Source organism: Blautia sp. AF19-13LB, assembly GCF_003479105.1.
Classification (GTDB): domain Bacteria; phylum Bacillota; class Clostridia; order Lachnospirales; family Lachnospiraceae; genus Fusicatenibacter; species Fusicatenibacter saccharivorans.
On sequence record NZ_QUGO01000049.1, the window covers coordinates 1 to 2147 of the forward strand.

The window sequence follows — 2147 nt, forward strand, 5'->3', positions numbered from 1 at the left end:
GCTGTCGGGTAAGGGACAAACCTTACGGTTATTCCCTCCCCAAAGAACGGAACGTGCGACTTTCACCGCATTCCGCTCACGTATCTATAACGCATAATATCCCATTTGCGCGGCTCGATTGGAATTCATAGCTCTTTTTCGGTTCAGACGGTGCCTTTTTGCTCGGCATTCAAAGTATTCCCTGTCAAGAAATGGATTCTTGTTTAAAGATATTTGCCCTTTTCGCACAATTGGCATATCCATCATCAGAAATAGGATGTTTTTGTCCGACATAAATGTCCACTTTCTGCCTTTATGCTCTTTCCAGTATTTGTTAACTATCCAGTGCTTGTTTTTGTTTGGGTGTCTGCGTTTGGACCATCTCCACAACATTTCCCATATGCGATGATCCAACGTATGAAAGCACTTCTTAGCACATGATGAGTGATGATAATTTGCCCATCCTACTGTCACCTCATTTATTTTCTTTATGAGTATTTCCTGTGTGGCTGTCTGGTTTTCTTTTATTATTTCACTGATTTTTCTCGTAATTTTCTTCATAGATTTATGTGACGGCTTGATAATCAGTTTTCCTTTAAATTTACGAAAGTTCCAACCCAGAAAGTCGAATCCATCATTAATGTGAGTAATGACCGTTTTCTCTTCTGACAGTCTCAGTCCTCTTTCTTCAAGAAATCTTTCTATCATTGGTTTGATTTCTTTCAGTGTTTCTTTGTCAGATGCTGTAACGATAAAGTCGTCAGCAAATCTCACCACATGTACTTTATGCGCATTGTACTTCACACTAAATGTCCTTTTAACTTTGCTTCTCCAGTATACATCCAGTATCATGGGTTCTAATCCATCAAGTACCATGTTTGCATAAGTTGGCGAGATAACTCCTCCCTGTGGAGAGCCTTCTATAGTCGGATATAACTTTCCCTTTTCTACATATCCACAACGCATGAACTCTTTCATAATTCTTTTGTTTCCGGGAATGTTATCCATCATCCACCGATGGCTGATTTTATCAAAGCAGCTTTTTATATCCCCTTCCAGAATCCATTGTGGAGAATCCTTTCTGCTAAGTACACTAAACGCATACTCACGTGCATCTTCAGGACTTCTGTATTTCCGAAATCCAAAGGAGATCCTGTCGGCAGTTGTTTCTGCCACTGGTTCCAGCGCAAGAAGTTGTAATGCCTGCATAGCCCGGTCTCTCATAGTAGGTATTCCCAAAGGACGCTTTTCTTTCTTGCCAAACTTTTCGATATATACCCTTTTCAATGGTTTTGCATGATATGTCTGGCAGTCCAGGCTCCTTACTGCGTTTACTTTTTCTTTATCAGATTTCCAAAATTCTCCATCTATACCTGGAGTTTTCTTTCCTCTGTTGCTAACCACTCGTTTAACAGCCAGAGCCTTCGCGTAAAATGAATTAGTTATTAAATACTGTAATCTCTTAACCAATCTCAGCTTTTGTTCTAATGTTGCCTTTACAATTCGAATCTGTAGCCTGTTAACTTGTTCTTCTGCTTTCTTCCAATCTATCTGGTTCCATTGAAGTTTCATGTCTGTATTGTCCTCACAAATGTGCCATTGAACTTGATACATTCACAGTTTCCAGTTTCTTCATGTAATTGATACGCGTTGGAAGTCTGCTTCCTTTCGGACAGGGCAAATCTTGAACCCTTATTTCATGCATTACACATGAACTTTCGCTTTTTCCAACATCCTCTGCCTTCTGTGCATTGTGCTTTTCTTACGATTAGCCTACCTTTTCCCAGGAGCACATAAGGTTTACCTTGTTTCGTCATTTAAATAATCTTGATATGTTTAGGTTCTGCCTATAGACCGGGAGTTCTCTGTCCGTTTGGCATGATACCATAGTAATTATCATGTCCCTGACTCCGTACTATTTTAGTCAAGGTGTATCAACCACTTTCACCTTTTACACGAGTGACGACCCTTACGACAGTTCACATATGTTAACCTTGCATATCTTTTCCTTGCAATAGGACAGATGTGGTTTCTGTCTTTCTCACGTTGTCCCGCTGCTCCGCACCTTTCATTACTTACTGGGCACTATGCGGTAGAAATACTACAAACGGATGTAGTAGTGAATTTATCACAATTTAAATGACGACTTGCAAGTCGCACACTATGAC

General features: G+C 40.1%; 1 protein-coding gene. It reads right to left on the minus strand.

What is annotated here, in order from left to right; all coding sequences use genetic code 11:
• Nucleotides 1-84 precede the first annotated feature (84 nt).
• Nucleotides 85-1551 (minus strand): group II intron reverse transcriptase/maturase, encoded by a 1467-nt coding sequence (gene ltrA, locus DWX32_RS19070; protein WP_082424990.1) that lies wholly within the window; start codon nt 1549-1551, stop codon nt 85-87.
• Between the last annotated feature and the right edge of the window lie 596 nt (nt 1552-2147).